At 39.5% G+C, this 26293-nt stretch carries 24 protein-coding genes and 1 riboswitch; of the genes, 3 read left to right on the forward strand and 21 right to left on the reverse strand.

Annotated features, from left to right (window positions below; all coding sequences use genetic code 11):
* From J2S17_RS09300 to J2S17_RS09315, 4 genes are all read right to left on the reverse strand, one after another.
* A complete protein-coding gene (locus tag J2S17_RS09300) occupies window positions 1-204 on the reverse strand; it encodes a hypothetical protein (protein WP_307474091.1) in 204 nt (67 codons plus the stop codon).
* Between the two features lie 78 nt (window positions 205-282).
* On the reverse strand, window positions 283-1056 hold the full coding sequence (sdhB, locus tag J2S17_RS09305) for a succinate dehydrogenase iron-sulfur subunit (protein WP_307474093.1): 774 nt from the start codon (window positions 1054-1056) through the stop codon (window positions 283-285).
* 31 nt (window positions 1057-1087) lie between these two features.
* Window positions 1088-2839: a succinate dehydrogenase flavoprotein subunit gene (sdhA, locus tag J2S17_RS09310; protein ID WP_307474095.1), complete on the reverse strand. Its 1752-nt coding sequence runs from the start codon at window positions 2837-2839 to the stop codon at window positions 1088-1090.
* A 70-nt stretch (window positions 2840-2909) separates the two neighbouring features.
* Window positions 2910-3518 carry a succinate dehydrogenase cytochrome b558 subunit gene (locus J2S17_RS09315; RefSeq protein ID WP_307474097.1) on the reverse strand — a complete coding sequence of 203 codons (609 nt, stop codon included), beginning with the start codon at window positions 3516-3518 and terminating at the stop codon, window positions 2910-2912.
* A 360-nt stretch (window positions 3519-3878) separates the two neighbouring features.
* Between J2S17_RS09315 and J2S17_RS09320 the strand changes: the two genes are divergently transcribed.
* A complete protein-coding gene (locus tag J2S17_RS09320; RefSeq protein ID WP_307474099.1) occupies window positions 3879-4331 on the forward strand; it encodes a YslB family protein in 453 nt (150 codons plus the stop codon).
* Between the two features lie 50 nt (window positions 4332-4381).
* Here J2S17_RS09320 and J2S17_RS09325 read toward each other — a convergent pair whose 3' ends face one another.
* The 14 genes from J2S17_RS09325 to zapA all read right to left on the reverse strand — a co-directional run bounded on the left by J2S17_RS09325 (window position 4382) and on the right by zapA (window position 20112).
* On the reverse strand, window positions 4382-5623 hold the full coding sequence (locus tag J2S17_RS09325) for an aspartate kinase (protein ID WP_307474232.1): 1242 nt from the start codon (window positions 5621-5623) through the stop codon (window positions 4382-4384).
* Between the two features lie 153 nt (window positions 5624-5776).
* Window positions 5777-5955, reverse strand: a riboswitch (Lysine riboswitch).
* A 68-nt stretch (window positions 5956-6023) separates the two neighbouring features.
* The gene (gene uvrC, locus J2S17_RS09330) at window positions 6024-7796 is read right to left on the reverse strand and encodes an excinuclease ABC subunit UvrC (RefSeq protein WP_307474101.1); all 1773 of its coding nucleotides are present in this window, start codon (window positions 7794-7796) and stop codon (window positions 6024-6026) included.
* Window positions 7797-7922: 126 nt separating this feature from the next.
* Window positions 7923-8237, reverse strand: coding sequence for a thioredoxin (trxA, locus tag J2S17_RS09335; protein ID WP_307474102.1), 315 nt, complete (start codon window positions 8235-8237; stop codon window positions 7923-7925).
* Window positions 8238-8535: 298 nt separating this feature from the next.
* Window positions 8536-9513 (reverse strand): electron transfer flavoprotein subunit alpha/FixB family protein, encoded by a 978-nt coding sequence (locus J2S17_RS09340; RefSeq protein WP_307474104.1) that lies wholly within the window; start codon window positions 9511-9513, stop codon window positions 8536-8538.
* Between the two features lie 41 nt (window positions 9514-9554).
* Window positions 9555-10328 carry an electron transfer flavoprotein subunit beta/FixA family protein gene (locus J2S17_RS09345; protein WP_307474107.1) on the reverse strand — a complete coding sequence of 258 codons (774 nt, stop codon included), beginning with the start codon at window positions 10326-10328 and terminating at the stop codon, window positions 9555-9557.
* Between the two features lie 253 nt (window positions 10329-10581).
* The gene (locus J2S17_RS09350) at window positions 10582-11355 is read right to left on the reverse strand and encodes an enoyl-CoA hydratase (RefSeq protein WP_307474109.1); all 774 of its coding nucleotides are present in this window, start codon (window positions 11353-11355) and stop codon (window positions 10582-10584) included.
* A gap of 40 nt (window positions 11356-11395) precedes the next feature.
* The gene (gene fadR, locus J2S17_RS09355; RefSeq protein WP_307474110.1) at window positions 11396-11980 is read right to left on the reverse strand and encodes a fatty acid metabolism transcriptional regulator FadR; all 585 of its coding nucleotides are present in this window, start codon (window positions 11978-11980) and stop codon (window positions 11396-11398) included.
* Window positions 11955-12089 (reverse strand): hypothetical protein, encoded by a 135-nt coding sequence (locus J2S17_RS09360; protein WP_307474113.1) that lies wholly within the window; start codon window positions 12087-12089, stop codon window positions 11955-11957. Before J2S17_RS09360 ends, fadR begins: the two co-directional genes overlap by 26 nt.
* A gap of 172 nt (window positions 12090-12261) precedes the next feature.
* On the reverse strand, window positions 12262-13968 hold the full coding sequence (locus J2S17_RS09365) for a long-chain-fatty-acid--CoA ligase (protein ID WP_307474115.1): 1707 nt from the start codon (window positions 13966-13968) through the stop codon (window positions 12262-12264).
* Between the two features lie 665 nt (window positions 13969-14633).
* Window positions 14634-15041 carry a DUF350 domain-containing protein gene (locus J2S17_RS09370; protein ID WP_307474116.1) on the reverse strand — a complete coding sequence of 136 codons (408 nt, stop codon included), beginning with the start codon at window positions 15039-15041 and terminating at the stop codon, window positions 14634-14636.
* Window positions 15042-15059: 18 nt separating this feature from the next.
* Window positions 15060-17417: an endonuclease MutS2 gene (locus J2S17_RS09375; protein ID WP_307474118.1), complete on the reverse strand. Its 2358-nt coding sequence runs from the start codon at window positions 17415-17417 to the stop codon at window positions 15060-15062.
* Window positions 17418-17447: 30 nt separating this feature from the next.
* Window positions 17448-19172, reverse strand: a complete 1725-nt coding sequence (gene polX / locus J2S17_RS09380; protein WP_307474120.1) for a DNA polymerase/3'-5' exonuclease PolX — start codon at window positions 19170-19172, stop codon at window positions 17448-17450.
* A gap of 132 nt (window positions 19173-19304) precedes the next feature.
* Window positions 19305-19844: a CvpA family protein gene (locus tag J2S17_RS09385; RefSeq protein WP_307474121.1), complete on the reverse strand. Its 540-nt coding sequence runs from the start codon at window positions 19842-19844 to the stop codon at window positions 19305-19307.
* 7 nt (window positions 19845-19851) lie between these two features.
* Window positions 19852-20112 carry a cell division protein ZapA gene (gene zapA / locus J2S17_RS09390; protein ID WP_307474123.1) on the reverse strand — a complete coding sequence of 87 codons (261 nt, stop codon included), beginning with the start codon at window positions 20110-20112 and terminating at the stop codon, window positions 19852-19854.
* 127 nt (window positions 20113-20239) lie between these two features.
* On the opposite strand from zapA, the gene rnhC reads away from it, so the two are divergent.
* Window positions 20240-21181, forward strand: coding sequence for a ribonuclease HIII (gene rnhC, locus J2S17_RS09395; RefSeq protein ID WP_307474125.1), 942 nt, complete (start codon window positions 20240-20242; stop codon window positions 21179-21181).
* 140 nt (window positions 21182-21321) lie between these two features.
* Here the strand turns inward: rnhC and pheT are convergent, their stop codons facing one another.
* The 3 genes from pheT to J2S17_RS09410 form a co-directional block, all read right to left on the reverse strand.
* Window positions 21322-23736: a phenylalanine--tRNA ligase subunit beta gene (gene pheT / locus J2S17_RS09400; RefSeq protein WP_307474127.1), complete on the reverse strand. Its 2415-nt coding sequence runs from the start codon at window positions 23734-23736 to the stop codon at window positions 21322-21324.
* Window positions 23737-23760: 24 nt separating this feature from the next.
* Window positions 23761-24798, reverse strand: coding sequence for a phenylalanine--tRNA ligase subunit alpha (gene pheS, locus J2S17_RS09405; RefSeq protein ID WP_307474129.1), 1038 nt, complete (start codon window positions 24796-24798; stop codon window positions 23761-23763).
* A 388-nt stretch (window positions 24799-25186) separates the two neighbouring features.
* Window positions 25187-25939: a TrmH family RNA methyltransferase gene (locus tag J2S17_RS09410; protein WP_307474131.1), complete on the reverse strand. Its 753-nt coding sequence runs from the start codon at window positions 25937-25939 to the stop codon at window positions 25187-25189.
* 141 nt (window positions 25940-26080) lie between these two features.
* Here J2S17_RS09410 and sspI point away from each other — a divergent pair, with 141 nt between their 5' ends.
* Complete coding sequence (gene sspI / locus J2S17_RS09415; protein ID WP_307474133.1) at window positions 26081-26287, forward strand: small acid-soluble spore protein SspI; 207 nt, start codon at window positions 26081-26083, stop codon at window positions 26285-26287.
* Window positions 26288-26293 lie beyond the last annotated feature (6 nt).

Consider the following 26293-nt stretch of genomic DNA (forward strand, 5'->3'; position numbering starts at 1 on the left):
TCAATTTTTATAATTTCCCCAATCGCCTTCTATTACTTTTGAATCTTTTAACATTTGAACTATAACAGTTTTTTCTATTTGGTGGTGCATTTTTTGGCGATATTTAACGAAAAATTCCAAAAATAAGAAAATAGAATCAGTTACTTTTTTTAACAATATAGTAAAATTCGGGCTATCAAAAAGGATGAAAGGGACAATAGTCATGGTTCATCGACAAAAAACCAGTAAAAAAGGGTAAAAAAATAAGAGCAGGTCCATTGCAGGACTTGCTCTTGGTAAAGTTTAAACTCTGTCACTTCCAAAGAAGTTTTTAAAAGATTGTAATGTAGTGTCACGGTTTAATGCTGCGATGGATGTTGTTAAAGGAATTCCTTTAGGACATGATTGCACACAGTTTTGTGAGTTACCACAGTTAGCTAATCCGCCATCACCCATAATCTCTTCAAGACGTTCTGCTTTGTTCATTTCCCCAGTTGGATGAGAGTTGAATAAACGAACTTGTGATAATGGTGCTGGACCGATAAAGTCTGATTTGCTGTTTACATTTGGACATGCTTCCAAACATACACCGCAAGTCATACATTTTGATAATTCATATGCCCATTGACGTTTTTTCTCAGGCATACGCGGCCCTGGTCCTAAATCGTACGTTCCATCAATAGGAATCCATGCTTTTACCTTTTTAAGTGAATCGAACATACGGCTGCGATCCACTTGCAGGTCACGAACAACAGGGAATGTACGCATTGGCTCTAAACGAATCGGTTGTTCCAATTGATCAATGAGCGCTGTACAAGACTGACGAGGCTTCCCGTTAATAACCATTGAGCAAGCTCCACAAACTTCTTCAAGACAGTTCATATCCCAATTGATTGGCGTTGTGTTTTCACCCTTTGTATTAACTGGGTTACGACGAATTTCCATTAATGCAGAAATGACGTTCATATTCGGGCGGTATTCTACCTCAAATTCTTCCTGATAAGGGGCTGAATCTGGAGAATCCTGACGCGTCACACTGAATCTTACTGTTTTAGATTTAACTGCTGCTTCTGACATGTCTAATTACTCCCCTTTCTCTTAATTCTTCTTAATGTTTCTTAGTATAGTCACGTTTACGAGGCTTGATTAAGCTAATATCAACTTCTTCATAATGGAATTCCGGAGCTGATTTGCTATCAACAAACTTCGCCATTGTAGTTTTCAAGAAATCTTCGTCGTTACGTTCAGGGAATTCCGGTTTATAATGAGCTCCACGGCTTTCATTACGATTATAAGCACCAATTGTAATTACACGCGCTAATTGAAGCATGTTTTGCAACTGACGAGTGAATGCAGCACCTTGATTGCTCCATTTAGCTGTATCGTTAATGTTGATGTTTTCAAATCTCTCTAACAATTCAACAATTTTTGCATCCGTTTTTAATAATCTGTCATTATGACGAACAACTGTTACATTATCAGTCATCCATTCGCCAAGCTCTTTATGAAGAACATATGCATTCTCTGTTCCATTAAGAGACATGATATGGTTCCATTTTTCCTGTTCTTGTTGAACAGAACGATCAAATACAGAAGAAGAAATATCTTCACAGCTCTTTTCAAGGCCACGGATATATTCAAGTGCTTTTGGTCCAGCAACCATTCCGCCATAAATAGCTGACAACAAGGAGTTAGCTCCCAATCTGTTTCCACCATGCTGTGAATAATCACACTCACCAGCTGCAAACAACCCAGGAATATTTGTCATTTGGTCATAATCTACCCATAATCCACCCATTGAATAGTGAACCGCTGGGAAAATTTTCATTGGAACTTTACGAGGATCTTCACCTTGGAATTTCTCATAAATTTCAATAATTCCGCCTAGTTTGATATCAAGCTCTTTTGGATCTTTGTGTGATAAATCAAGGTAAACCATGTTTTCACCGTTAATCCCTAATTTTTGATTCACACAAACATCGAAAATTTCACGAGTAGCAATATCACGAGGTACAAGGTTTCCATAGGCAGGATACTTCTCTTCCAGGAAGTACCATGGCTTACCATCTTTATACGTCCAAACACGTCCGCCTTCACCACGTGCAGATTCACTCATCAGACGAAGCTTATCATCTCCTGGAATCGCAGTTGGGTGAATTTGAATGAATTCGCCATTCGCATAGTAAGCTCCTTGCTGATATACGATTGAAGCGGCTGAACCAGTGTTGATAATAGAGTTAGTTGATTTACCAAAGATGATTCCAGGTCCGCCAGATGCCATAATAACTGCATCAGAAGAGAATGATTGGATCTCCATTGTTGTTAAGTTTTGTGCAACAACACCGCGGCAAATGCCTTCATCATCAAGAGTAGATCCTAAGAATTCCCAGCCTTCATATTTTGTTACTAAACCAGCAACTTCAAAACGACGAACTTGTTCATCCAGTGCATACAATAACTGTTGACCTGTCGTCGCACCTGCAAATGCAGTACGGTGATGCTGTGTTCCCCCAAAGCGTCTGAAGTCTAGCAATCCTTCAGGTGTTCGGTTGAACATTACACCCATACGGTCAAACAAGTGAATGATTCCTGGTGCAGCTTCAGCCATTGCTTTTACTGGAGGCTGATTGGCAAGGAAATCTCCGCCATAAATCGAGTCATCAAAATGAATCCAAGGGGAATCTCCTTCACCTTTTGTATTAACTGCTCCGTTAATGCCGCCTTGGGCACAAACAGAGTGAGAACGTTTAACTGGCACTAAAGAAAATAACTCAACCTGATTACCCGCTTCTGCAATTTTAACTGTTGCCATTAAGCCGGCTAATCCGCCACCGACAACGATTACCTTTCCTTTACCCATATAGGTTCACTCCCTTAATACTAGTAAAACTAAATCATCCGAACGTTAAAAAATGTATGTATTCTGTTTCTTAAACAAATGCGAAAATTGCACGAATACCTACAATTGATAAGGCAACAAAAATACCCAATGTTACATATGTTGAAATAACTTGCGATCTTGGAGAGACAGTGATTCCCCAGCTAACCATGAATGACCATAATCCGTTCGCAAAATGGAAAATAGCTGAAAGAACACCAATAATGTAGAAAGCAAGCATGAATGGATTAGCTAAAATATTCTCCATCATTTGGAAGTTCACATCTGCTCCCATAGCGGCTTGTATACGTGTTTCCCAAACATGCCATACTAGGAATATCAACGTAATTACACCTGTGATACGCTGAATATAAAACATCCAGTTACGGAAATAGCTATATTTGCTCGTATTGTTCTTTGCAGTAAAAGCAATATAAAGTCCATAAATTGCATGGTAAAGCAACGGTAAGAAGATAACGAATATTTCAAGTAAATATCTAAAAGGCAGACTTTCCATGAAATGTGATGCACTATTAAATGCCTCTTCTCCCCTTGTTGCAAAATGGTTCACTACTAAGTGCTGAATTAAAAACACACCAACAGGTATTACCCCAAGCAATGAATGCAGTTTGCGATTAAAAAACTCTCGATTACCCGCCATAAGTTTACCCCCTTGATTTTGTAGCATGATGCATTGGATGTTAAAGTTTGTGATATCCCTCACATCAAATAGAAAATGCAAATCATTTTCTTACATTTATATGACATGTCCATTTTACTCTCAAGATTATAGAGCGTCAAGAAAACGGATACATGTTTTTGTCGATATTACGAAAATTTTTTAAATATATAGATATCAGACAAATCCTGTCTTTCTGTCTTTTTTTCCAGAATTTTATTGTTCTCCCAATATATCAAAATAGCAATAACCCTTCTCAAAAATATTCTTACCCTTTTTACTGTACGAATGAGTAAATTACAAGTAAATTGTATATAATAGACTCATAGAAAGAGGGGAGACATGACTACAATGCCATCTTCGGAAGATTTAACAGAAATTACAGCAGATACAGTGCCTTCTTTTGGCTATGAATTAATTCGCGAAGAGCTTTTAACCGACCTTTTAGGAAAAGATACATCTGACATATTGTATTGGGCAGGAAAAAGACTTGCCCGTAAATATCCCATTACATCCTCTGAAGCACTAGGAGAATTCTTCCAACAGGCCGGTTGGGGAAACTTAAGCAAATTAAGTGAAAACCAAAAAGAAATTGAGTTTGAATTAACAAGCTCAATGATTACAGAAAGATGCAAAAAAAATGCTCAAGCAACTTTTCAGCTTGAAGCCGGCTTTATTGCCCAGCAAATAGAACAGAAAAAAGATGTTGTTTGTGAAGCCTTCGAGCATCCTCGCAAAAAAGGCGGCAAGGTTTTATTCACAGTAAAATGGGATAAAAAAGATGCAATTGTATAATCATGGGCCCAAACAAAAAGCTTTCAAAACAGAAAGCTTTTTGTTTGGTTTCAAAGAGAATGCTTATGACTTACTAAATTCCCTGACAATTGGAATGCTTCATGAAGAATCTTTGCTGCTTCCAGCATTTTTTCTTGATCAATTACAGCAGAAACCTTAATTTCTGATGTACTAACCATTTTGACGACAATGTCATTTAAAGCAAGGACATTAAACATCTCTGCTGCAACGCCAGGATTAGAAATCATTCCAGAACCAACAATTGAAATCTTCGCTAATTCAGATTCCCATTCAATCCGGTCGTATTCCAGTGCTTCACGATTTTTTTCTAATATTTTAATTGTATCTGTCAAATCCTCGTTTTTAATTGAGAATGAAAGACTAGCAGGCTGTCCCTCAGTTATGCTTTGAATAATAATATCCACATTGATTTGATTCTTTGCCAATAGAGAAAAGATAGAGGATAATCCAGTTAGAGAATTGGACAGTCCTATTATGGTCACCCTTATAATTTCATCTTCAAATGCCACGCCACGTACAACTAGATTTTGCTCCATCTCTACATCCTCCTCGATGACTGTTCCCGATTCTTTTTCCATACTTGATCGCACTTCTAGGGACACACCATAGTTTTTTGCAAACTCCACTGCTCTTGGGTGAAGCACGCCTGCTCCTAAGTTTGCCAGCTCCAACATCTCATCATATGAGATGGCACTCAGCTTTCTCGCGTTGTCCACATACCGTGGATCCGTAGTAAAAACACCAGTTACATCAGTATATATATCACATTTATCAGCCTTTAAAGCTGCTGCAAGGGCTACTGCCGTTGTATCGGAACCTCCTCTGCCGAGTGTAGTAATGACTCCTCCTTCAGCTAATCCTTGAAACCCTGCTACAATGACAATTTTTTCTTTTTCAAGCTCAGCCGCAACGATTGAAGTATCGATATCTGTGATTCTTGCATTTCCATGAATCGGTTCTGTTTTAATTCCTGCCTGCCAGCCTGTGAATGAGGTCGCATCATATCCCTTTGCATTTAGAGCAATCGTTAATAATGAAATGGTTACTTGTTCCCCCGTTGATAAAAGCATATCCATTTCTCTGCGACTTGGATTGGAAGATAGCTCCCTTGCCATACCTACTAGCTTATCTGTCGTTTTCCCCATTGCTGAGACAACAACTACCACGTTATTCCCATGTTTTTTTTCTTCGATCACCCGATTGGCCACGTTTTGAATATTTTCAATTGAACCAACAGATGTACCGCCAAACTTTTGAACGATTAAAGCCACTTTTTCCCCTTCTTTCTCCACATTTGTTTTAGCTTTTCCTGCCGCCTGTATGTACACAGAGCACTTCCCCATCATGATTTGGGCATGAAAAAAAGCAATGAGATTCCATCCCATTGCTGTGCTGTCAAACGTATCAAAAGAAATACGTACACACAGTGAGATAGCCCTCCAAGACAGCTTGTCTTGACAATCCTGCACTTATTCAGTGCAAAACCAGCAAAGAAAATGATGAGATTTTCCCCACTTCGGCGATCTTTCCCTTTCAAAGCTTTTCATTGAAGCTCATACTCCTCAAAGCTTTTACTGATGAAATTCGCACCTCTACCTTCACTTTAATTGTTAAAAGTGATTTGATATAAAGTTGACACAAGTATAGCATATTGCTTATTTTCTGACAATGCTATTCTTCAAGCTTTTTCTTTATCTCTTCTGCAATCTTTTGCGGAATCCCCAGCTCCTTAAATTGCTCAACATCGGCCTCCTTCATTTTCTTAACCGACCCAAATTCCTTAAGCAACTGCTTTTTTCGTCTTTCACCTACACCGGGGATATCATCTAGCATCGATTGAAAAGCGCTTTTTCCACGCACTTGGCGATGAAAGGTAATTGCGAATCGATGCACTTCATCTTGAATTCTTTGCAATAAATAAAATTCCTGGCTATTGCGGGCCAGCGGTATAATTGATAAAGGATTGCCATATAAGAGTTGTGAAGTTCTATGTTTTTCATCTTTCACTAGGCCTGAAATAGGAATATCCAGATTCAGTTCATTTTCCAAAACATCACGCACGGTTTCTACATGGCCTTTACCACCATCAATAATAATTAAATCCGGCAGGGGAAGGCCTTCCTTCAATACTCTTGCATATCTTCTTCGTACTACTTCTCTCATCGATTCATAATCGTCTGGCCCTTTAACTGACTTAATTTTATATTTACGATATTCCCGTTTTTCGGGTTTCCCATCGATAAATACAATCATGGCTGAAACAGGGTCAGTCCCTTGAATATTTGAATTATCAAATGCTTCAATCCGGTGGGGCGTATAAATACCAAGTTGATCTCCCAGATTTTCAACCGCTTTAATTGTCCGATCTTCATCTCGATCTATGAGAGAAAATTTCTCTTGGAGCGCAATTTTTGCATTTTTATAAGCCAGTTTCACCAGCTCTTTCTTTTGACCGCGCTGGGGGACAATGATCTTCACATCCAGAAGCTTTTCAGCCATTTCTATATTGACTGAATCGGGAAGAAGAATTTCTTTTGGTTTAAAATGGTTGGCCTTTTGATAAAATTGCCCTAGATAAGTGAGGATTTCCTCATCTGGTTCATTATAAATCGGAAACAATGAAACATCTCTTTCAATCAGCTTTCCTTGTCTTATAAAGAAAACCTGCACACACATCCAGCCTTTATCGTAGGCATATCCAAAAACATCGCGATCTGTGAAATCGGTCATTGTAATTTTTTGTTTTTCCATGGTTGTTTCAATGTGGACAATCTTATCACGCAAATCCTTCGCTCTTTCAAAATCAAGTTCCTCTGCAGCAGCCGTCATTTTACCCGTTAATTCTTTCTTTATCTCTTTATAACCGCCGTTTAAGAACCTTGTGATTTCATCAGTCATTCGCTTATACTCTGCTTCATCAATATGTTGAATGCAAGGGGCTAGACATTGTCCAATATGATAATACAAACAAACCCGATCAGGAAGAGTGGAGCATTTTCTCAGAGGGTAAAGGCGATCTAGCAATTTTTTCGTTTCGTTTGCTGATTGTACATTAGGATAAGGACCAAAATATTTGCCTTTATCCTTCTTTACCTTTCTAGTTGTTATAAGTCGGGGATGCCTTTCATGTGTCAGCTTAATAAATGGATAGCTTTTATCATCCTTTAACATGACATTATATTTTGGGTCATGTTTCTTAATTAAGTTTAATTCCAAAAGAAGTGCTTCCATATTAGAGGAAGTGACGATATATTCAAAATCCACAATCTCATTGACAAGCCTGAGGGTTTTTCCATCATGTGAGCCTGTAAAGTAAGATTTTACTCGATTTCTTAATATTTTTGCCTTGCCTACATAGATAATGGTGCCTTGCCTGTCCTTCATTAAATAACATCCGGGTTGTGCAGGCAAAAGCTGCAATTTATTTTTTATAGATTCATTCATTGGTTACTCACATCCATTGTAAAATACGGTACACACCATTGCATACAGCACAGAGGGAACACTAATGCTATGGCAAAAGACCCCGGCCTTCTTTAATAGAAGCCGGGGTCTTTTAGTTGTGTTCCATTAAGCATGTTTTGAAAGAAGTTCAACTAATGCTTCTTTAGGTTGGAAGCCAACAACTTTATCTACAACTTCTCCATCTTTTAAGACGATTAAAGTTGGGATGCTCATTACGCCATATTTGCCAGCAGTTTCTTGGTTGTCATCTACGTCGAGTTTTACGATTTTTACTTTATCGCCCATTTCTCCGTCAAGCTCTTCCAAAACTGGACCAATCATTTTACAAGGTCCGCACCATGGAGCCCAAAAATCTGCAAGAACTAGTCCTGATCCAGTTTCAGTTGAAAAGTTTTGATCTGTTGCATGTGTGATAGCCATATTATTATTTCCTCCTAAAATTTAACTCGTAAGCTTATCGAAAGTATATCATCGTTTTATCAAGGATGCTAATATTTTGCTCGATTTAATATCCCCATTTTAAAGCTGATTCATTCGCAAAGCGAAGGCTGTCTTATTCAGGGTACAACTAGTATTAACGATTGATGAAGGGAAGGAGTAATTTCACCTGCCTTTCACCAATCGTTTAGAATCAAACAATACGAACCTGAGGGTGAACAAAAAATAGCGGGCAGTTAGAAAACTGCCCGCTAATCATATGACTTAATAGCCTTATTACTTATGCATTAACCAATAACTGCTTGAATTCAGCTGTAAGCATTGGTAAAACTTCAAACAAATCGCCAACAATTCCATAGTCAGCTACCTTAAAGATATTCGCTTCTGGATCTTTATTGATTGCAACAATTACTTTAGAGTTAGACATACCAGCTAAATGTTGAATCGCACCAGAGATACCACAAGCGATATATAAGTCAGGTGTTACAACCTTACCCGTTTGGCCAATTTGCAAGGAGTAATCGCAATAATCTGCATCACATGCTCCGCGGGATGCTCCAATAGCTCCGCCAAGAACATCCGACAATTCTTTTAACGGTTCAAATCCCTCTTCACTTTTCACGCCACGGCCACCTGCAACAATGACTTTTGCTTCAGATAAATCAACGCCTTCAGTTGCTTTGCGAACAACTTCTTTAATGATTTGGCGCAAGTCTTTAATATCTACTGATAAAGAGCTTACATCACCCGTTTTTGCTTCGTCCTTCTCCAAAGGAGCGATGTTGTTAGGGCGAATAGTCGCGAAGATTAAGCCATCAATTACGATCTTCTTTTCAAATGCTTTACCAGAGTAGATTGGGCGTGTAAATACTAAGTTTTCGCCTTCTTCTTCTAATCCTGTCACATCCGAAATAAGACCTGATTGCAGTTTTGCAGCGATTCTAGGCGCAAGGTCTTTTCCTAATGCAGTGTGACCGAAAATAATTCCTTCTGGACTTTCTTGATCAATGACAGCTAATAAAGCTTGAGCATAGCCATCAGATGTATATTGTTTTAATTTTTCATTTTCAACAGTTACAACTCGGTCAGCACCATACTGAACAAATTCAGCTCCTAAAGCGCTTACAGATTCTCCGAATAAAACTCCGACAACTTCTCCGCCATTTGCTGCAGTTTTAGCTGCTGCTACTGCTTCAAAAGTTACATTACGTAGTGATCCTTCACGGACTTCACCTAATACTAATAGTTTTCTAGCCATTATGTTCTACCCCCAGCGTATTTATTCTTAAAATTTCAAGATCAGACTACTTTCGCTTCATTATGAAGAAGGCTAACAAGCTCTTTTACTTGATCTCCCAATTCTCCCTCAAGAACTTTTCCTGCTTCTTTTTTAGGTGGTAAGTAAATTTCGATTGTTTTTGTTTTTGCTTCTACATCATCTTCGTCTAAATCTAGATCATCTAATTCTAATTCATCTAAAGGCTTTTTCTTCGCTTTCATGATTCCTGGTAAAGAAGGGTAACGAGGCTCATTTAAACCTTGTTGTGCAGTAACTAAAAGCGGAAGAGAAGCTTCGATTACTTCTGAATCCCCTTCAACATCACGCACAATTGTAGCATTCGTTCCATCGATATCAAGCTTTGTAATTGTAGTGATATAAGGAATATCCAAAAGCTCAGCTACACGTGGAGCTACCTGACCAGAACCGCCATCGATCGCTACATTCCCTCCGATGATAAGATCCGCATCTTTATCCTTTAAGAACTCTGCAAGAATTTTTGAAGTCGTAAATTGATCGCCATTTTCAACATCATCTTCTGTATTGATAAGGACTGCTTTATCAGCACCCATTGCAAGTGCAGTACGAAGTTGCTTTTCTGACTCTTCAGTACCTACGGAAACAACTGTTACTTCGCCGCCATTAGCATCGCGAACCTGAATGGCTTCCTCAATCGCATATTCATCATATGGGTTGATAATAAATTCAGCACCGTCTTCGTTGATTTTTCCGCCAGATATTGTGATTTTTTCCTCAGTATCAAATGTTCTTTTCATTAATACATAGATGTTCATAAATTCCCTCCTAAGTATAAAAACATTTTTTAGCTTCAAAAAATTATGAAAATTAACTATAGACAGCTGCAGGTTCTGAGCGGTTGCTCATATACCCACATCGCCAATCCATCCGTATTCATAAAGGTGAAGCCGGATTCAAATCGCACACAAAAGTTAGAACAATTTGAATTTTTTTAATTTCATATTAACTATTATAATAGATTGTAAGATTAAATGGTAATGAAAACATTTACTATCAATCAATTTACTATTATTTACCCGTGAATACAGGTGATCTTTTTTCTATAAAAGCAGAAATCCCCTCTTTCGCATCATTCGATACAAAAACATCACCGAAAAGCTCAGCTTCTTTTTTTACACCTTCATAGTATTTCTCTGATTTGCTATAATTCAACAATTCTATTGTTGCTTTAATAGAAACAGGGCTTTTCTTGGCAATTTTCTTTGCCATTACATACGCTGTATCCATTAATACTTCTTCAGGAAATGCGTTGTTTGCCAGACCAAACTGAACAGCTTCAAGACCAGTGATTGGTTCACTTGTAAATAGCATTTCAGCTGCCTTCGCAGCCCCAACATACCTTGGTAATCGCTGTGTTCCAGCAAATCCAGGAATGAGACCTAACTGAAGCTCCGGTAAACCAAGCTTTGCGTTTTCGGCAACAAGTCTAATGTGACAGCTCATAGCAAGCTCGAGCCCTCCGCCTAATGACGCCCCATGAATCGCTGCAATAATTGGCTTTGAGAAGGTTTCCATTCTCTCGAATAGGACTTGTCCATTCTCTGATAGATTCGTAAATCCATCTCCTGATTCAATCGAAGTGAATTCTTTAATGTCTGCACCTGCTGAGAAGAAGCGACCTTCACCGTGGATGATCACGGCTCGTACTTGATCATCACCTTCTATTTCATCCAGTACGATGCCCAGTTCTTTGATTAGACCCGAAGACAGCGCATTCGCTGGCGGGCGGCTGATAGAAATCGTTGCTACATAATCTGCAGAGGAAAATTTTAAATATTCCATTGACCAAACCTCCTTATTAAAATCAAACCAATCTGAAGAATTAATTGCTTTTACACCCATTGATCAACAACTGATGAACGGTTCCTGCTAATGCAGGCAAGTCATATTTCTGATCATTCATGACCCAGGTAGTTGCCGTTTCATCCATTGTGCCAAAAATCATTTGCCTAGCCATTCTGACATCTAAGCTGCTGGAGAATTCTCCGCTCTTCTTACCGTCTATCAGAATTTTATCGACAAGTCCTAAATACCCTTTTAAAATGGTATTGATTTTATGGCGCAGCTCCTTATTGGACTGCCGCAATTCCAACTGTGTTACGATCGCAAGATGCTCATCATCAGAAAGAATCCTAAAATGTGTTTCGACCATCATTAATAATTTCTCTGCAGCATTTTCTTTTCCTGCTATTTTTCCTTCAATTATTTCAACAAAATGTCCCATTTTATCTTGAAAGAGAGAGATTAAGATGTCTTCTTTGTTTTTAAAATACAAATAAATGGTGCCGTCAGCTACACCGGCCTGCTTTGCAATTTTTGATACTTGAGCTTGGTGATAGCCGTTCTCGGCAATGACTATTACTGCAGCATCAATGATTTGCCTATACTTTGGTTTGTTCTTTTTCAATCTTTCTTCTCCCCCTCAAGCGCCTTTCCACAATGCAAAAATAATATAACGGAATGGAGCAAGCTTGAAGTACTTCAAGCTTCTCCATTCCAGATTCAATTGTTTCCATAAAATGAATGAATCATCATTCATAAATTTATAATATTATTATATTGATATTCTGTCAAGATTTTAAATTCGATTATTTTTCTATTTTCAGTTTATTTATATTATCTCTCGATTTATAGGATAAGACAAGCTTAATCTTTCAAAAATAAAGAGCCGACTGCATCGGACTCAAGTTATTTAACTGCTTCCGTTGACTCCTCTTCAAGCTTTTTCATGTCTTCTTCGACTAGCTTTCTGCGTAATATTTTCCCGACTGCTGTTTTTGGCAGTTCCGCCCGGAATTCATAAATTCTCGGCACTTTATACGCAGCGAGGTGCTTTCTAGTATATTTATTTAATTCTTCCTCAGTGACCTTGGCACCATCTTTGAGAACGACATATGCCTTTACTGTTTCTCCTCTATAAGGGTCTGGAATTCCAGCAGCCACCACTTCCTGCACTGCTTCGTGTTCATATAATACTTCTTCTATCTCTCTAGGATAAATGTTAAAACCACCAGCAATAATCATGTCCTTTTTCCTATCAACTACGTAAAAATAGCCTTTCTCATCCATATGACCAAGATCACCAGTTAATAGCCAGCCATCCTTTAAAGTTTGTGCCGTATCCTCTGGACGATTCCAATAACCCTTCATTACCTGAGGACCTTTCACACAAATTTCACCGACCTCACCTGGCGGCAGAAACTCTCCTGTTTCAGTGGACATAATCGCTGCATCCGTATTAGGCCAAGGCAGCCCGATGCTTCCTTTTATCCTCGGTTCATCCCATAAAAAGTTAGCATGTGTAACAGGAGATGTCTCTGTTAATCCATACCCTTCAACTAATTTGCCCCCGGTTACTTCTTCAAACTTTTGCTGAACTTCAACCGGAAGTGCTGATGATCCGCTGATACATGAGTCAATTGAGGATAGATCATAATCGTTAATTTTTGGATGATTTAAAAGCCCAATATAAATGGTTGGTGCGCCTGGAAACAGGGTTGGACGCTGCTTTTGAATCGTTTTTAACGTGGTTTCTGCATCGAATTTAGGCAGCAGAACCATTTTGTTAGCCTCCATTACGGTTAATATGATTACAGTCGTCATTCCATACACATGGAAAAATGGTAAAACACCTAGAATGACTTCCTCACCGCGCTTCGTCTTGTAAAGCCATGCATTGCACATTGCGGCGTTGGAAACGAGGTTACGGTGTGTTAGCATTACTCCTTTTGGAAAGCCTGTTGTTCCTCCTGTATATTGAAGCAGAGCTAAGTCTTCATCAAAGTTAAATTCATACTCTTTTATCTCCCCAGTTGGACGTTTCAATATTTCCGTTAATAAATGATGATGACCTTCATGCTTCACATTCACAGTGATGCCATATTGTTTCTTTTGGATGAATGGATAAATCAGATTCTTAGGGAATGGAAGAAAATCCTTGATAGCGGTTACAATTATATGCTGTAAATCTGTCTGAGGCATGATTTTACTCACTCTTGGAAATAGAATATCCATTGCAATAATAGCTTTCGCTCCAGAATCCTTCATCTGATATTCCAATTCTCTTTCCATGTAAAGCGGATTAGTTTGAACAACTACTCCTCCTGCAAATAAAATACCATAGTAGCTGATGACTGACTGAGGGGTATTCGGCAGCATAATAGCTACGCGATCGCCTTTCCCAATACCTATACCCTGTAAATACGAAGCCACCTTAAGCGCGGAATCATAAACAAACCGATACGTAAATTCCTTCCCCATAAAATGGATCGCTTTTTTTTCAGGAAATTCAGTAGCTGCTTTTACTAAATATTCCTGTACTGTTTGCTCCGGATAGGATAATTCAGAGGGGATTTCTTTCGGGTAGAGCTTGAGCCATGGTTTTTCTTCGGACATATGAGATCCTCCCACGCAATTATTTTTAGAACATTTTAAATTGTTCATTTTCATTATAATATACACTTGTAAGCATGACAAACGAAATAATTCAAAAGACGGAGGGCATCGCTCAGCCCCGACAAGCTTAAGACGCATATGAAGTTGGTGAAGAGAAAGTCGAACTTTACCTTCAATTCATGTATGGCTTTAGACAACGAGGCTTGACACTGCAGCCGAACACGCTGAAAGGCGGGGAGTGAAACGCTGGTGTGACAAGCATAAATCACATATGGAGTTTGTGCTTCCATTCGCATGCAGGGCCAGGAACTTGACCGTCAAATGACTTCTTAATATATTGGCATGCTGAAGCAGCAGCTAACTTTATCCCCGTAGGATAAGGATCAAAAATGGGAATGGATTGGTCAAAGGGAGCAGGTTATAAGTACCTGGAAGCTTAACTCAATTTAGTGAAGAACAGCAAAATGTTAGACAGTACCGATTGTCTATCCGAATCAATTAAAGGTTATAAATTTCCCGTGAAAATAAAAACAATCGTCAGTTACCTGACGATTGTTTTAAAAAGCTTATGCAATAAAAAATAAATAAACCATGCCACATAAGACGAATAGGCCGCATAGGGCAATTAAAATCTTCGCTAACTTCTCCATATTTCCAGTCTCCCCTTATGAAATGCTCGCGCCGATGATATATGAAAGTCCAATGGAAAGAATCATTGATATGAGTCCAACCGCCATATTATTGTTTTGAAGTTCATCATCCACTTTAAATTTAGGAGTCATGAATTCAAAAACGAAATAGGCTATGAGCAAGAGGAAAAAACCAAAAACCCCCCAAGAAATCATGACAAATAAATTATCATTATGCATAATGGAGTGTCGGAAAACATTGGCAATACCAAAAATTTTACCTCCTGTTGCCATAGCAACAGCTACATTTCTCTTTTTTATTTCTTCCCAGTTATTATACTTTGTCACGAGCTCAAAAATAGCTAAAAATACAATGATACAGAGGATAACAACACTATAATAAGCAGCTGTTTGTATAAATTCATTTTCCCAAAATTGTTCCATCGGATTATCTCCCCATCATTATTTAAACTCGACTACCGTTACCCCGGTGCCGCCTTCTCCAGCTTCACCGAAACGGATCTTTTTCACTGCACGGTGGTTGCGTAAATATTCCTGGACTCCTTGTCTCAGTGCTCCCGTCCCTTTGCCGTGGATGATGGATACCCGCGGATAAGCAGCTAAGAGTGCATCATCGAGATATTTCTCCACACGCATCAAGGCATTTTCGTACCTTTCACCACGCAAGTCCAACTCGAGTCCAACATGATAATCTCTGCCCTTTACTGTTGCCATTGGCCTTGTCTCTACCTGTTTCGGTGTCTTGATAAACTCCAGATCTTTTACATTTACTTTCATTTTCAGTATGCCAATTTGAACCTGCCACTCTTTATTAGAAACTTTCTCAAGGAGCTGGCCTTTTTGCCCGAAGGTTAGTACTTTCACTTCATCGCCAGGCTGGAAGGTTTGTTGTCCATCTTGCTTCTTCGCCTTTTTTGTAGAGCGATTCGTTTCTGGGACAGCATCGGACAATCTTTTCTTCGCTTCTATCAGTTCATGCTCTTTCACTTCTGCATGTTTTTCGATGCGCATTTTTCTCAGATCACGGATGATTTCCTCCGCTTCAGCTTGAGCTTTTTCAATGATTGCTCCCGCTTCAACTGCTGCCTTGTCACGAAGTGCGTCTTTTTCTTCATTAAACTCCGTTACCTGCTTTTGCATATCTTGATGAAGAGTTTCTGCATTTTTTAATAAATCCCTTGCTTCATCACGCTCAGCCTCTGCCTGCTTCTTGCTGTCTTCCAAGGAAGCGATCATATTCTCAACTTGATTGCTGTCCGCACTAATATATGACCTTGCTGTTTGGATGACATTATCGCCTAAACCAAGACGTTTAGAAATCTCAAACGCGTTACTTCTGCCAGGTACGCCTATCAAAAGTTTATAAGTTGGGCTTAGGGTTTCAATATCAAACTCTACGCTTGCATTAACAACGCCTTCTCTATTATAACCATATGCTTTCAATTCAGGGTAATGGGTTGTAGCTATTACTCTCGCGCCTCTCTTATACACTTCATCGAGAATTGATATCGCAAGCGCTGCACCCTCCTGCGGGTCTGTCCCTGCTCCAAGCTCATCGAAAAGAACGAGGCTGTTAAAGTCCACATGATTTAAAATATCTACAATGTTAACCATGTGAGAAGAGAAGGTACTTAAAGATTGTTCAATTGACTGTTCGTCACCTATATCTGCATAAACCGCATCAAAAACAGCTATTTCCGAGCCGTCCAATGCAGGTATTTGCAAGCCTGCTTGTGCCATCAAAGTAGAAAGGCCCAACGTTTTTAGCGTGACGGTCTTACCGCCTGTATTCGGACCCGTAATAACAATTGTTGAATAATCTTTTCCCAATGCAATATCATTGGCAACAACCTCATCTGCTGAAATGAGCGGATGCCGCGCTTTAAATAATGTTACTCTGCCTTCATTATTCACATTAGGCTTAGAACCTTTTATTCTTCGGCTATATCGGGCTTTAGCAAACATAAAGTCTATTTCTGTTAATATAGCGACAATTATTTGCAATTCCTCTTTATAATCGCCCGTCTGCAATGAAAGGTCAATCAGGATTTTTTCAATTTCCTGCTGTTCCTTCACCCGTATCCCCTGCAATTCATTATTTAGCTGAACAATTGATTGAGGTTCAATGAATAAGGTCTGTCCTGATGAGCTTTGATCATGAATAATCCCGCCATAATGTCCTCTGTACTCCTGTTTCACAGGAAGAACAAAGCGGTCATTACGGATCGTGATAATCGCATCGGAAAGCATCTTTTGTGCATTGGAAGAACGGATCATACTCTCTAGGCGCTCTCTTATGCGTCCTTCCCTTGTACGTAGCTGGGTTCTAAGTGATCTTAAAGCATCACTGGCACTATCAAGAACTTCTCCATTCTCATCAATTGCATTGCGAATAGATGTTTCGAGGTCTGCCAACACGGTAATATCCTCAGCATAACCAGTTAGAATGGGTAATTCATTTTCTTCATCGGTGTAATCCTCAATAAAACGCTTGATTTGCCTGCTGGCATGGACTGTACTGGCTACTTGCATGAGCTCTAAAGGGCTCAGCACGCCTCCAATTACTGCTCTTTTTACATGAGGAACGATATCGAATATGCCGCCAAGAGGAACATTTCCTTTTATTCGCAAAACCTGCACCGCTTCATCTGTCTCTTCCTGAAGCTTTGTCACTTCAGCAAAATCTGTTGAAGGATACAAGTTTTCGGCTTTCTTTTTTCCTAAAACGGATGAAACATGTTCGAGCATTTGTTCCTTCACTTTATTAAATTCTAATACCCTTAAAACTCGTTCTTGCATGAGGAAGCCCCCTTTTTTCAGCTAAAACAGCTATTTACTTTGACGTTTATGCAAAAACTCGAGCAATTCGTCTATTTCCATTGCATTAAGAACTGCAGCTTTCGGTACCCAACCTTTTTTGGCAGCAGAAACACCGATTTCCATATGATCTAATGTATTGATGATATGCGCGTCTGTATTGATTACAACTTTTACACCAGCTTCGTGTGCCATGCGCAGAGGTTCAGCTGCTAAATCTAACCTGTTTGGATTGGCGTTCAATTCCAATGCTGTATTTGTCGCTTTTGCCAGCTCAATAAGCATTTCCATATCCACTTCATAGCCTTCCCGTCTACCAATCAGTCTGCCAGTCGGATGGGCAATGATATCGACATTTGCATTTCTCAATGCAGCTGAAAGTCTATCCATAATCTTTTCTTTCGATTGTGAAAACGCGGAATGAATAGAAGCAATGACAAGATCCATCTGTTCTAAAACTTCGTCATCGTAATCTAAGGTGCCATCAGGAAGTATATCCATCTCCACTCCTGAAAGGATTGTAATATCTTCATATTGTTCATTCAGAGCTTTAATGATGCCCTTTTGCTTAAGTAATCTCTCAGCTGTCAAACCGTTAGCAACCTTTAAATATTGCGAGTGGTCTGTAATAGCCATATATTTATACCCTTTGGCACGGCAGGCCTCAACCATTTCTTCAATAGAATTGGCGCCATCACTCCAAGTCGTGTGCATATGAAGGTCGCCCCTGATATCGTTTAATGAAATCAAAGCAGTATCTATTGAATAGTTGTCTACCTCTTTGCCATCTTCTCTAATTTCCGGTGGAAAAGCGGGCAAGCCAAAGTATTCATAGAAATCCTGTTCTGTTTCGAAGGTTCTTATTTCACCTGTTTCATTATTCTCGACACCGTATTCACTAATTTTTTCACCACGATCCTTAGCTAACTGTCTCATTCTTACATTATGATCTTTTGAACCCGTAAAATGATGAAGGGTAGTCGCAAATTCTGCAGGTGTGACCAATCGAAAGTCGACTGATACATCAAATTCATATTCGAGCACAACAGAGACTTTCGTGTCTCCTGCTGCGATGACTTCCTTTATACCAGTTAAATGGAGCAATTGCTCTTTAACTGAATGAGGATTTTCCGTGGAGATAATGAAATCAAGATCCTTGATTGTTTCTCGCATTCTTCTTAAGCTCCCCGCTCTTGAAAACCTAGTAATATGAACCATATTTTCTAGCTGGGATTCTATCGTTCCTGCAATTGGAAGCATAAATGCGAGCGGTAGCCGGTCCGGCCTCGCCCCAACATTATCTAAAGCTGCCATAATCTTTTCTTCTGTTTTCTTTCCAAATCCGGCAAGGGCTTGTACTTTATGACTTCGGCATGCTTCTTCAAGATCTTCTGCACTCTTTACTCCGAGCTCTTTATATAGTTTGGCGATTTTTTTACCGCCGAGCCCCGGAAGCTGAAGCAGCGGAATTAAGCCTGAAGGCACCTCATCCTTTAATTCCTGCAGCACAGATGATCTTTCTTCAAGCATGTATTCCTCTATTACCGCTGCCGTTCCTTTCCCGATGCCCGGAAGTTTAGTGAAATCGGTAATCTCAGATAAGGTTTGGTCGTTTGCCTCAAGCGCTCCTGCCGCTTTTCTAAAGGCTGCTGTTTTAAATGGATTTTCTCCTTTTAATTCCATATAGATAGCGATTGTCTCAAGTAGTTTTATTACATCCTTTTTATTTACACTCATTTGACATCTGCTCCTGGTTTTTCAGTTTAATATCCTTTTATTCTTTCCCACTGCATTCAAGTGGAAACGTTGCATTCTTTGTCACTTCGATTATACATCATATTAAAAAAGAAAACTTCTCCGTAAGAGAAGTTAAGCTGCCATATAATCTATCCATAAATCCTTAATCATTTGCGAAAAAATCGGCGTATTTTCAATTAAGAGATTGGCCATGAATGATGTATTTAACGCATTTTGTAATATTGTGATTGGTAATAATGCAGCTATGTATAATATGATAAACATGATAAGATAGACTTCTATAAATCCTAAAATTCCGCCTGCCCAAACATTCAATTGCTTTAAAATTGGTAGGCTGGCAACGAAATCAAGCATACTTCCAATGATCTGAAGTAATATTTTCACAGCAAAAAATATAATGGCAAAAGCAATTGCACGATAGTATGCGTCTTCAAGATTTGTACTCCCGAATATTTGCAAATTCGAATCGCTGCCAAAGTTGGGATATGGTATCCATAGTGTCAGCTTTGGAGCAAGTGTTTCATAGTACATTCTTGCAGCAATAAATGCTACGATGAACCCTACAAAATGGATGAGTTGAAGGATAAACCCTCTTCTCAATCCCATGAAAAATCCAAAAATTAAGATGATGATGATGGCGAGATCCAGCATGGTTATGTCAGTCCTTTGCTCTATTTAATTCATTTTCAAGCCGTTCTAAACGGTCTTTTAATTTTATATAATCATTCATTGCATTCACAGCGGTGAGCACTGCTAATTTATTGATATCGAGTGAAGGATTCTTTGAGCTGATTTCTCGCATGGTTTCATCAACCATAGAAGCTACAAGACGAATATGACTCGAGCTTTCTGTGCCGACGATTGTATACGGCTGTCCATATATATCAACCCTTGTGCGTTTTTTTTGCGTATTTGACAACATGTAAGCCCCCATTCTGAAGAATCCTAAACATTATCATAACATGAACATTTTTGCGTGGGAAGTCAAAGCTTGTCAAAAAAGAACAGATCGTGTAAAACGCATGAATATTAAAGGAGGTTTTCACATGAGCAACGTAGTTTTAATCAAAAAGATAGAAGAAATCAATCAAATGAAAAAACATTATAAGTCATTTTTATCTGAAAAGCAGCCGCCAGGGAGTGTATTTTCTGCAAAAACGCCTGCCTGTTCCATCACTGCCTATAAATCTGGGAAAGTTCTTTTTCAAGGGGGAGGAAGTGAGACCGAGGCCAAGAAATGGGGAGAGCTGCCTGCGATTAAACAAGCCACTAAAGAGAAAAAAGTGATAGGCGGCCATCTGCCGGAAAACTTTGCTTCATTATCAGTCATCGGTTCTGATGAAGTAGGCACCGGGGATTTCTTTGGGCCTGTGACAGTCGTTGCTGCCTATGTAAAAAAAGAACAAATCCCGTTATTAAAAGAACTCGGTGTACAGGATTCAAAAAATTTAAATGATGAAAAAATCATGAACATCGCCAAGCAAATAAAAGATATCATTTCCTATAGCCTGTTAACCTTGCATAATGACAAATACAATCAATTGCAGCAATCCGGCATGTCCCAAGGAAAAATAAAGGCATATCTTCATAATCAAGCAATCGGCAGCGTGCTAAACAAGATTTCCCCAGAAAAACCTGATGCAATCTTAATTGATCAATTTGCACAAGAAGGCGTGTATTACAACTACTTAAAAAGCCAGCCGAATGTTCAAAGGGAGAATGTTTATTTCAGCACAAAGGGAGAATCTGTTCATTTGGCTGTCGCTGCAGCTTCAATTCTTGCACGTTATGCCTTCGTTCTCCGGTTTGCAGACTTAAGCAAAAAAGCAGGCTTCCATTTAACCAAGGGAGCCGGTCCAAAAGTAGATGAATGCGCGGCACGTCTCATTCATGAAAAAGGAAAAGAAACACTCCCATCATTTGTGAAATTACATTTCGCAAATACAGAGAAGGCAACAAAGCTTTACCAGAAAAAATATTTGCGGTAAGAAATCATGGCACTGTTAGTAAAGCCGAAGAATCACTACAAGCTATTCACAATATTCATCTATTAACTTGCAAAAACAAAAACAAAAGCTGAAACTTCCTTCTGTATCAACAGAATGAAGTTTCAGCTTTTTCTTCTATATTATCCTCGTAATACCGCTCCGGCTTTTTCTTTTACTGCGTCTAACACTTTATCATGCGCCTTAACGATATCTTCATCTGTTAAAGTACGTTCTGGATCAAAGTATTTTAATGAGAAAGCGATTGATTTTTTGCCTGGCTCCATGCGGTCGCCTTCATATAAATCAAATACATTCACATCTTTTAATAGTTTGCCGCCAGCATCCTTAATAATTGTAGATAATTCACCTGCTGTCGTTGTTTTGTCAACAACAAGAGCAATATCACGTGTAATGGATGGATAGCGCGGGATCGCTTCATATTTTAAAGGTGCGACTTCCTCTGCCAAAATTGCCTTTAAGGAAAGCTCGAAAACATAAGTTTCTTTTAAATCTAATTCCTTCTCTACTTTAGGATGAATTTGACCTACAAAACCGATAGAGATGCCAGCAAGCAGAACTTCAGCTGTACGACCTGGATGCATGCCTTCTTTTTCTAGCTTACGGAACTCAATGCTATCTAGGATCCCAAGTTTGCTAAATAATCCTTCTAAGATTCCTTTTAATACGAAGAAATCCACTGGCTTCTTCTCGCCTTGCCATGGGTGTGTTTCCCATAATCCAGTCACTGCCGCTGATAAATGTTCCTTTTCTTCCGGCAGGTCACCCTCATCAGTTGATAAGAAGACAGAACCCGTTTCATATATTGCTAAGCTGTCATTTTGTCTTGCTGCATTGTATTTCAATACTTCAAGAAGATGCGGAATGATGCTTAATCGCAGTATACTGCGTTCTTCACTCATAGGCATGGCTAACTTGATCGGCGTTCTCGCCTCCATTGCAAATTGAAGCGACTTTTCTTCACTCGTCAATGAGTATGTCACAGCCTGATAAAGGCCTGCACCTTCTAAAAATCCGCGAACCATTCTGCGCTTCTTTTGATAATCTGACAGATGGCCAGGAGTGGAAGAACCTATAGGCAAAGTAGTAGCCAGGTTGTCATAGCCATAAAGTCTGCCTACTTCTTCAATTAAATCTTCCTCAATCGTAATATCTCCGCGACGAGTAGGGACAGTCACTGTCAATTCTCCGCCATCAACAGATGTACTAAACTGAAGACGATTCAGTATATCAGCAGCCTGCTGGACTGAAAGCTCAGTTCCCAAGAGGCGGTTAATTTTATTAATATCAACGGAAACCACAGCTGGTTCAACTGATAAGTGATCTGCTTCAACTGATCCTTCTAAAACTTCCCCGCCCGCATACTCAGCTAGGAGCTGCGCGGCTCTCTCAGCTGCTGGCCTTGCACGATGAGGGTCAACACCTTTTTCGTAACGAGAGCTTGCTTCGCTTCTCAAGCCATGATCCTTTGAAGATTTGCGAATTGTTCCACCAGTAAAGTAAGCAGATTCCAACAGGACTGTGGTTGTATTGGCTTGGACTTCAGAGTTTGCTCCACCCATCACACCAGCCAAAGCCACCGGCACTTGACCATTGGTAATCACTAAGTGATCAGCAGTTAATTTTCTTTTTGCATTATCTAAAGTAAGCATTTCTTCGCCATCTGCAGCTCTGCGTACGACAATCTCCTTTGAACCTAAACGATCGTAATCGAATGCATGAAGCGGCTGACCATATTCAATCAAGATATAGTTTGTAATATCAACGACGTTATTATGTGGACGAATGCCAGCTGCAGTCAATCTCGCTTGCATCCATAATGGCGATGGTTTAATCGTTACATTTTTTATGACTTTTGCCACATAAAGAGGATTATCCTCTTTCGCATCAACTGTTACTTTAATATAATCAGCTGCTTTTTCAGTACCCGTTTTCACTTCAGTCTGAGGAAGCTTTACTTCTCTTCCTAAAATCGCACCGACCTCATAGGCCACTCCCAGCATGCTTTGGCAATCCGCACGGTTAGGAGTTAGGCCAAGCTCAAGTACTTGGTCGTCACGGAATAATTGATCTAATGCATTAGTTCCAATTTCAGTATCTTCCGGGAATACATAAATGCCTTCGCTGTATTCCTTCGCCACTAGCTTGCTTTCAAAGCCCAGCTCTTGAAGTGAACAAATCATCCCATTGGAGACTTCTCCACGGAGCTTTGCTTTTTTTATTTTGAAATTACCTGGTAAAACAGCGCCTACTGTTGCGACTGCCACTTTTTGGCCTTTGTCTACATTCGGTGCCCCGCAGATGATTTGAACTGGCTCACCGGCGCCAATGTCTACTTGGCATTTATTTAATTTATCCGCATCAGGATGCTTTTCTCTCTCAAGCACATAGCCTACAACCACACCGCTAATGCCCTCGTTAAGTGTTTCCACACCTTCTACTTCAATCCCGCTCTTCGTAATCTTTTCCGCTAGCTCATCAGGTGATACGCCTGTTAAGTCTACATAATCTTGCAGCCATTTATATGAAACATACATCGTAAGTTTCCTCCTTTTCCATTATCATTCATGTATAGAAAATTGTTGTAAAAATCTCACATCGTTCGTATAGAAGTGACGGATATCATCGACGCCATATTTCAGCATCGCAATTCTTTCCGGTCCCATTCCGAAAGCAAAGCCTGTATATTTTTTTGAATCGAACCCAGCCATTTCAAGTACATTCGGATGCACCATTCCTGCACCTAAAATTTCTATCCAGCCTGTTTTTTTACATACACTGCATCCTTTTCCTGAACAGATTTTACAAGAGATATCCATTTCTACGGATGGTTCAGTGAACGGGAAAAAACTTGGACGCAGACGAATTTCTCTATCTTCACCAAACATCTTTTTCGCGAAGACTTGAAGCGTTCCTTTTAGATCAGTCATGCGAATATTCTCGTCAATCACAAGCCCTTCAATTTGCATAAATTGGTGTGAATGGGTCGCATCATCATTATCACGGCGGTAAACTTTCCCTGGGCAAATAATTTTAACAGGACCTTTCCCTTTATGCTTTTCCATCGTTCTAGCTTGAACTGGTGAAGTATGCGTGCGAAGCAGGAACTCTTCAGTGATATAGAAAGAATCTTGCATATCACGTGCAGGATGACCCTTCGGCAGGTTTAATGCTTCGAAGTTATAATAATCCTTTTCTACCTCAGGACCCTCTTCTACTGTATAGCCCATGCCGATAAACAAGTCCTCAATCTCTTCAATCACATTTGTAAGCGGGTGACGATGTCCTGTTTTCATAGGACGGCCTGGCAATGTCACATCAATCGTTTCACCAGCAAGCTTCGCTTCAACTGCTGCGGCTTCTAGCTGCTTATGCTTTTCCTCAATCCCTGAGGAGATCGCATCGCGGACTTCATTCGCCAAAGCCCCCATTTTAGGACGCTCTTCAGCTGTTAATTTTCCCATTCCTTTTAAAACCTCAGTGATTGGCCCTTTTTTCCCTAAGTAAGACACACGAATATCATTTAGCTCTTTTAAGTCAGCAGCCTGAGCAATCTTTTCCAGTGCTTCTGTTTGCAATTCCTTTAAACGTTCTTGCATCTGTATTGCCTCCTTTAAATCAATTTTTTTGCAAAATAAAAAACCTCTCCTATGAAAGGGACGAGGTTTTGGATTCGCGGTACCACCCTTTTTAATACATAAGCATAGACATATGCTTTTTGTATTCGCTTCATTCGGATAACGGCGACAAGCCGGTACATCTTTACATTGAAATATGTAGCCGTTTCAATGGTCCCGATGTCAACTCAGGAGTTGAAATATTCGAAATGCAGTCACTTAAAAATGCTTTCAGTCTAGGCATTTTCTCCCTTAAAGCTCCGTGCACCCTACTTGTCTCCATCATTGGTTTTAAAATATAATTTGCTGTTTATTATAGTCTATTCCCGCCCTAGTTTCAAACGGTTTTAACAATTTTTATGCTCAATTATTATTTTCGCAAATAATAGAGCAAAATGCCAGCTGCAATTCCAACATTTAATGACTCACTTTTCCCATAGAGAGGAATATAAAGATTAGCCGTTGTCATTGCCAGCAAATCCTTGCTGACACCGTTGCCCTCATTGCCCATCATTAGTGCAAATGCCTCTGAAGGTTTATAAGCAGTGAAGGCTTGAGCCCTGTCTAATGATGTGCCGTATACGGGGACATCAGCTTCCTTCAGACGTCCAATCCATTCCTTTAAGTCCCCGCGGATAATCGGCAAGTGAAAATGGCTGCCTTGGGCTGACCTGAGTACTTTCGAGTTATAAATATCAACACTGCCTGTCCCAACGATGATCGCATCTACACCTGCGGCATCAGCTGTTCTTATCATCGTTCCTAAATTGCCTGGATCCTGAACCGCATCGATCAGCAAGTATTTTTTCTTTTCAGCAGTGACGACCGCTGCTTCAAGCTGATTACAAACAGCAATAATCCCCTGAGGCGCTTCTGTTTCCGTCAGCTGAGAAATAACCTCATCAGTAACAATTGTCACTGAAGTTTCTCCATAATCCCATGATGGAGGTATATCTTTCGTTTCACTAATTATGATTTCTTCTATTCTATTTTCCCTAAGTGCTTCTTCGACTAAATGAAACCCTTCAATTAAGAAGCTGCCTGTTAAATCTCGTTCTTTTTTATTTGACAGCTTTTTCCATTGCTTCACTTGTGGGTTTTTTGCAGAGTGAATATGCTTCAACACTTTCGCTCCCTTAATATTATTAATTAGAACGGTGAAAACCGCATCAATTTTTTAATTATATCTTAAAACAAATACATAATAAATCCAAAAATAGAAATCATATAATTGAATTGAAATTATGAAGGGTGTGTATGTAACATGAATCTTAATTTACGCAATGCCATTCTGCACAATGTTGCTGGTAACTCACAAGACGAATTAAAAGATACAATCGTAGATGCGATCCAAAATGGCGAAGAAAAAATGCTGCCTGGTCTTGGCGTTTTATTTGAAGTAATCTGGAACAACGCCAGTGAAGAGGACAAACAAGAGATGTTGCAAACATTAGAAACTGGACTTCAATAGGAAAGA

The organism is Cytobacillus purgationiresistens, from assembly GCF_030813235.1.
GTDB classification, from domain to species: Bacteria; Bacillota; Bacilli; order Bacillales; family Cytobacillaceae; genus Cytobacillus; species Cytobacillus purgationiresistens.

Coding starts and splice junctions, on each gene's coding strand:
- J2S17_RS09300 (WP_307474091.1), bottom strand. CDS start 204: ATGACTATTGTCCCTTTCATCCTTTTTGATAGCCCGAATTTTACTATA.
- sdhB (WP_307474093.1), bottom strand. CDS start 1,056: ATGTCAGAAGCAGCAGTTAAATCTAAAACAGTAAGATTCAGTGTGACG.
- sdhA (WP_307474095.1), bottom strand. CDS start 2,839: ATGGGTAAAGGAAAGGTAATCGTTGTCGGTGGCGGATTAGCCGGCTTA.
- J2S17_RS09315 (WP_307474097.1), bottom strand. CDS start 3,518: ATGGCGGGTAATCGAGAGTTTTTTAATCGCAAACTGCATTCATTGCTT.
- J2S17_RS09320 (WP_307474099.1), top strand. CDS start 3,879: ATGACTACAATGCCATCTTCGGAAGATTTAACAGAAATTACAGCAGAT.
- uvrC (WP_307474101.1), bottom strand. CDS start 7,796: ATGAATGAATCTATAAAAAATAAATTGCAGCTTTTGCCTGCACAACCC.
- trxA (WP_307474102.1), bottom strand. CDS start 8,237: ATGGCTATCACACATGCAACAGATCAAAACTTTTCAACTGAAACTGGA.
- J2S17_RS09340 (WP_307474104.1), bottom strand. CDS start 9,513: ATGGCTAGAAAACTATTAGTATTAGGTGAAGTCCGTGAAGGATCACTA.
- J2S17_RS09345 (WP_307474107.1), bottom strand. CDS start 10,328: ATGAACATCTATGTATTAATGAAAAGAACATTTGATACTGAGGAAAAA.
- J2S17_RS09350 (WP_307474109.1), bottom strand. CDS start 11,355: ATGGAATATTTAAAATTTTCCTCTGCAGATTATGTAGCAACGATTTCT.
- J2S17_RS09360 (WP_307474113.1), bottom strand. CDS start 12,089: ATGGAAACAATTGAATCTGGAATGGAGAAGCTTGAAGTACTTCAAGCT.
- J2S17_RS09365 (WP_307474115.1), bottom strand. CDS start 13,968: ATGTCCGAAGAAAAACCATGGCTCAAGCTCTACCCGAAAGAAATCCCC.
- J2S17_RS09370 (WP_307474116.1), bottom strand. CDS start 15,041: ATGGAACAATTTTGGGAAAATGAATTTATACAAACAGCTGCTTATTAT.
- J2S17_RS09375 (WP_307474118.1), bottom strand. CDS start 17,417: ATGCAAGAACGAGTTTTAAGGGTATTAGAATTTAATAAAGTGAAGGAA.
- polX (WP_307474120.1), bottom strand. CDS start 19,172: ATGAGTGTAAATAAAAAGGATGTAATAAAACTACTTGAGACAATCGCT.
- J2S17_RS09385 (WP_307474121.1), bottom strand. CDS start 19,844: ATGCTGGATCTCGCCATCATCATCATCTTAATTTTTGGATTTTTCATG.
- rnhC (WP_307474125.1), top strand. CDS start 20,240: ATGAGCAACGTAGTTTTAATCAAAAAGATAGAAGAAATCAATCAAATG.
- pheT (WP_307474127.1), bottom strand. CDS start 23,736: ATGTATGTTTCATATAAATGGCTGCAAGATTATGTAGACTTAACAGGC.
- pheS (WP_307474129.1), bottom strand. CDS start 24,798: ATGCAAGAACGTTTAAAGGAATTGCAAACAGAAGCACTGGAAAAGATT.
- sspI (WP_307474133.1), top strand. CDS start 26,081: ATGAATCTTAATTTACGCAATGCCATTCTGCACAATGTTGCTGGTAAC.